Annotated in this window: 3 protein-coding genes; 2 read left to right on the forward strand and 1 reads right to left on the reverse strand. The window is 66.5% G+C overall.

Translation table 11 applies throughout. The features are described from left to right. Window positions 1-59 precede the first annotated feature (59 nt). Window positions 60-1751, forward strand: a complete 1692-nt coding sequence (locus tag ACFPIJ_RS64370; RefSeq protein WP_380129443.1) for an IS1182 family transposase — start codon at window positions 60-62, stop codon at window positions 1749-1751. A gap of 34 nt (window positions 1752-1785) precedes the next feature. Here the strand turns inward: ACFPIJ_RS64370 and ACFPIJ_RS64375 are convergent, their stop codons facing one another. Beyond that, window positions 1786-3375 (reverse strand): ISL3 family transposase, encoded by a 1590-nt coding sequence (locus ACFPIJ_RS64375; RefSeq protein WP_380129444.1) that lies wholly within the window; start codon window positions 3373-3375, stop codon window positions 1786-1788. Between the two features lie 115 nt (window positions 3376-3490). On the opposite strand from ACFPIJ_RS64375, the gene ACFPIJ_RS64380 reads away from it, so the two are divergent. After that, window positions 3491-5218: an IS1182 family transposase gene (locus ACFPIJ_RS64380; protein WP_380129445.1), complete on the forward strand. Its 1728-nt coding sequence runs from the start codon at window positions 3491-3493 to the stop codon at window positions 5216-5218. The last annotated feature ends 216 nt before the right edge of the window (window positions 5219-5434 follow it).

Here is a 5434-nt window from a genome sequence, read left to right on the forward strand (position 1 = left end):
CGCCTTGATGCTGAGATAGTGGGATGTCGATGGGTCGTGGTTCGGGTTCGGATGTTCCGGTGGAGACGGCTCGGGTGGCGTGGGCGGCGAGCCCGAAGGGCACGCCTGCGATGTTGATGCGGGATCGGTTGCAGGACCTGTTCGTCGACGACGACTTCGTCGGCTGGTTTCCCGTGGACGGCCGTCGTGGGGTGTCGCCGGCCCGGTTGGCGTTGGTGTCGGTGTTGCAGTACGCGGAGAACCTCACCGATCGGCAGGCGGCGCGGGCGGTGGCGTGTCGCATTGACTGGAAGTACGCGTTGGGGATGGAGTTGACCGAGCCCGGGTTCGATCATTCGGTGCTCAGCGAGTTCCGGGACCGGTTGACTGAGGGTGATCGTGCTGATCGACTGCTCGCGGTGATGGTCGATCGGCTGGCGGAGGCGGGGCTGGTGCGGGCGCGGGGCCGGCAGCGCACGGACTCCACGCATGTGCTCGCGGCGGTTCGCCGGCTGAGCCGGGTGGAGTTGGTCGCGGAGACGATGCGTGCCGCATTGGAGGCCCTGGCGAAGCTGGATGAGGTGTGGCTGGCCGGTGTCATGCCGGCGGAGTGGGCCGAGCGCTACGGCCGGTCGGCGCGGCACGAGCGGCAGCCGTCCGGCGCGGCTGCTGTGCGGCAGTACGTGGAACAGGTTGGCGCTGATGGCATTGCCTTACTGCAGGCCGTCTACGGCCCGACGGCTCCCGCAGGCGGGCCGGGGGTGGCCGCTGTCGAGGTGTTGCGTCAGGTCTTGGTCCAGCAGTACTGGTATGACGAGTCCGGGCAGCTGCGGTGGCGGGAGGCGAAGCTGTCCCGAGCTCGCAAGAGCCGGGAGGGCACGGCGCGGCGGCGTTCCAGCACCACGGCGGCAGATGATGCGGAGCCCGCTCGAGTGCCGTGGTCCAGCGTGGAGGTCGTGTCGCCGCACGATCCGCAGGCTCGGTTCAGTCACAAGCCGGGCAAGGTCGAATGGGTCGGGTATAAGGATCATCAGACGGAGACCTGTGACGAGGGACGGCCGAACGTAATCGTGCATGTCGTGACAACCCCGGCTCCGGAGCAGGATGTCGGCGTCGTTGATGCGATCCATACCGCGTTGGTCGGGCAGCGCATGGCGCCGGTGGAGCACCTCCTGGACAGCGGTTACGTCACACCTGAGACGGTGCACCGGGCGTTGATTGCTTATGGGATAACGATTGTCGGGCCGGTCCGTCAGGATCCACGTGCTGTTGAACGGCCCGGTTTCGCCAAGGAGGACTTCCACGTCGACTGGCAGACCGAGACCGTGACGTGTCCACAGGGGACGGTCAGTCCACAGTGGAAACCGACGGTGGCAGACGGCAGGCCGCGTCTGTCGGTGTTGTTCCGGCGGGCGGACTGCCGCGCCTGCACGGTTCGGCAGCAGTGCACGGGAAACGTTGATGGCAAAGGCCGGCACCTGCTTCTGCTGCCCGAGCCGCTGCAGGAGATTCAGAGCCGGGTCCGAGCGCAACAGCAGACTCCCGAGTGGAAACGCCGCTACGCACTACGCGCCGGATGTGAGGCCACCGTCTCGGAAACCGTCCATGCGCACGGCCTGCGCCACTGCCGATATCGCGGGCTCGCGAAGACCCACGTCCAACACGTCCTCATCGCCGCCGGCACCAACATCATCCGACTCGCCCAACACCGGCCCGACCCACGTCGACGGCCACGAAGCCGTCTTCAACAGATCTTCCGCATGAACGACTGACCCCAAGATCACCAACAGCATCGATTCCGTGATGTCAGTCGGCGAGAAGGATGCGTCGGCGGAGTAGGTCGAAGTTGGCGCGGCCGAACATGCTGCGCTTGATGGCTTTGATCTTGGTGACGGTGCCTTCGACCTGGCCGGAGTTCCAGGGTTGGGTGAGTCCGTTGGTGACGGCATCGAGGTCCCGGCGGATGCCCGCGGTGTAGGTGTGCAGGTCGGGAAGGTCGTCGGCTTCGACCTCGGCGAGCCATTGGGGCAGTTCGGCGCCGCGGAGGTTGCAGAGGATGGTGGCGAAGCGTTGGACGTGGGTGACTGCGGCGTGCAGGTGTGGGCAGCGCTCGCGTATGGAGTTGAGGGTTTGCCGGTTGGCGGTGGTGACGTCGTCGGGGTGGCGGGTGATCCATGAGACGACGTGCCGGACTTTCGGCGCGGTTGGTTTCTTCGCGGTCGGGTTGCCCGCGGCGCGGAGGGGTTCGAGATAGCGCCTGACGGTGCGGTCGGTTCCTTGGAAGCCCTGTTTGCGGATCTCCTGGGTGAGGCGGACAGCGTCGGTGCAGCCGTCGTTCCAGCGGGTGTCGAGATAGGCGGTGAACGGGTCGAGTTTGCTGACCCGGTGCCGGGCGGTGAGGAGTTCCTCGACGGTGCTGGCTTTGGCGTAGCGAGCGACCGTGTCGGGGTTGAGGTTGAGCAGGCGCGCGGCGACCGTCCGGGCGACACCTTTGTCGATGACGAGGTCCTGGACGGCGGCGTAGCGTTCTCGCACTCGGGTGGTCGAGGCGGTCTCGGCGCGTTCCGCCTGCAGGCTGGCGGGTGTTGCGGGTTCCGCGGTGGGCTGCTCTGGTTGGGCTGGTTCGGGTAGGCAGTGTCGGTGTCGGATGACGACCTTCTCGACGGCCTCTACCAGGTTGTGCCATAGATGCCAGCGGTCCGCGATCTGGATCGCTTGTGGTGCACCGGTTCGGGCGCCTTCGGCGTAGGAGCCGGCCCGGTCCCGGCAGATGATTTCCACCCCTGGATGCTGCTGCAACCAGGCGGTGAGGGTGGCGGCTTCGCGGTCCGCGAGGACGTCTATGGGTTGGTGGGTCTCCAGGTCGACCAGCACGGTGCCGTAAATGCGTCCCCGTCGGAGAGCGAAGTCGTCGACGCCGACGAATCGAGGGGCGCCGACTTCGGGGATCGGCAGGCGGCGGATGAGCCGGATCAGGGTCATTCGTCCGACGGTGACCTGCAACCGGTGCGCCAGTCGTGCCCCTGGCCGCCCGCCGGCCGCGACGGCGATGTGCTGCAGCACCTGCCGGGCCAGGACGCTGTGGCGACTGTGCCGGACGGTCAATCCCCGGATCTGCTCGGCGAACGTCTGCCGGGTGCAGTCCAGGTCGGGGCAGAAGAACCGACGGACTCGCACCTGAATCCACACCTGCCGGCCGGTCATCGCCGGGTCGCTAATCCGCCGCTGATACCGGCTGTGGACGCGGTCCGTGGCAGTGCCACAGTCAGGGCACACCCCCGCACCTTGGACCGACTCGGCCTGAATACGCACGACACCCGACTCGGCAAAGACCCGATCAACACGCAGGCCGTCGAGGTGCGGCAGGACCACCGTCAAGAGCTCCACCGTAGACACGAGACATGATCAAACCGGCATCACGGAATCGATGCTGTTGGTGATCTTGGTTGCTTGATCAGATTGTGGTGCGTCGTTGTCGGTGCTGAGTCCGCTGCGATGCTGAGATAGCGGCATGTCGATTGGTCGTGGTTCGGGTTCGGGTGTTCCGGAGGAGACAGCTCGGGTCGCGTGGGCTGCGAGCCCGAAGGGCACGCCTGCGATGTTGATGCGGGATCGGTTGCAGGACCTGTTCGTTGACGATGACTTCACCGCCTGGTTTCCCACGGATGGGCGTCGTGGGGTGTCGCCGGCCCGGCTTGCGTTGGTGTCCGTGTTGCAGTACGCGGAGAATCTCACCGATCGGCAGGCTGCGCGGGCGGTGGCGTGTCGCATCGATTGGAAGTACGCGCTGGGCATGGAGTTGACCGAGCCCGGCTTTGATCATTCGGTGCTCAGCGAGTTCCGCGACCGTCTTGCCGAGGGCGATCGGGCCGATCTGCTGCTCGCGGTGATGGTCGATCGCCTGACGGAGGCGGGGCTGGTGCGGACTCGAGGTCGGCAGCGTACGGACTCCACGCATGTGCTTGCGGCGGTTCGCCGGCTCAGCCGGGTGGAGTTGGTCGCAGAGACGATGCGCGCGGCGTTGGAGGCCCTGGCGAAGCTCGACGAGGTGTGGCTGTCCGGTGTCATGCCGCCGCGGTGGGCCGAGCGATACGGCCGATCGGCGCGTCATGAGCGTCAGCCGACCGGTGGGGCCGCCGTGCGGCAGTACGTGGAACAGGTCGGTGCTGACGGCATTGCTCTACTGCAGGCCGTCTATGGGGCGGCGGCCCTCGCAGGAGGTGCTGGGGTGGCCGCTGTTGAGGTGCTGCGTCAGGTCTGGGTCCAGCAGTACTGGTATGACGAGTCCGGACAACTGCGGTGGCGGGAGGCGAAGCTGTCCCGGGCCCGTAAGAGCCGGGAGGGCACGACGCGGCGGCGTTCCAGCACGGCTGCGGCCGATGATGACGCGGAGCCTGCTCGAGTGCCGTGGTCCAGCGTGGAGATCGTGTCGCCGCACGATCCGCAGGCCCGGTTCAGTCACAAGCCGGGCAAGGTCGAATGGGTCGGCTACAGGGACCATCAGACGGAGACCTGCGACGCAGAACGGCCGAACGTCATCGTGCACGTCGTGACAACGCCGGCCCCGGAACAGGACGTCGGCGTCGTCGACGCGATCCACACCGCGCTGATGGAGCAAGGGATCGCGCCGGAAGAGCACTTCCTCGACAGCGGCTACGTCACACCCGAAACGGTGCACCGGGCGTCGACCGCTCATGGAATCACCATTGTCGGGCCGGTCCGCGAGGATCCGCGTGCCGCGGAGCGGCCCGGCTTCGCCAAGGAAGACTTTCACGTCGACTGGCAAACCCAAACCGTCACTTGTCCACAAGGGACGGTCAGTCCTCCGTGGAAACCCACGGTGGCAGACGGAAAGCCGCGAATCTCAGTGTTGTTCCGGAGGGCGGACTGCCGCGCCTGCACCGTCCGGCAGCAGTGCACCGGCAACGTCGATGGCAAAGGCCGGCACCTGATCCTGCTGCCCGAGCCACTGCAAGACATCCAAACCCGTACACGAGCACTGCAGCAGACAGCCGAGTGGAAGAAGCGCTACGCCCTGCGCGCTGGATGCGAAGCCACCGTCTCAGAAACCGTCCACGCGCACGGTTTACGCAACTGCCGATACCGCGGGCTCGCGAAGACTCACGTCCAACACATCCTCACTGCCGCCGGCGCCAACATCGTCCGACTCGCTCAACACCGGCCCGACCAACGCCGACGACCACGAACTCGCCTGCAAGAACTCTTCCATGCCGGCTGACGACTGAACATCAAGATCACCAACAGCATCCGGAATCTGTGCCAGAGCCCTTCCTGTCGTCCGCGCCCGGCCAGGAAGCGATGACCTCAGACGGGTCGAAAGAAGGCAAATGATTCCGGGCCAGCGTCGGCCGACCTCAACCGACGCCGGTTGCGTCGCGGCTACTCGTACGCCAGTGCCCGGATGCCGGTGCCCGCGGACATCTCCGCCACCGTG

The organism is Dactylosporangium cerinum, assembly GCF_042653625.1.
In the GTDB taxonomy this organism is placed as follows: domain Bacteria; phylum Actinomycetota; class Actinomycetes; order Mycobacteriales; family Micromonosporaceae; genus Dactylosporangium; species Dactylosporangium cerinum.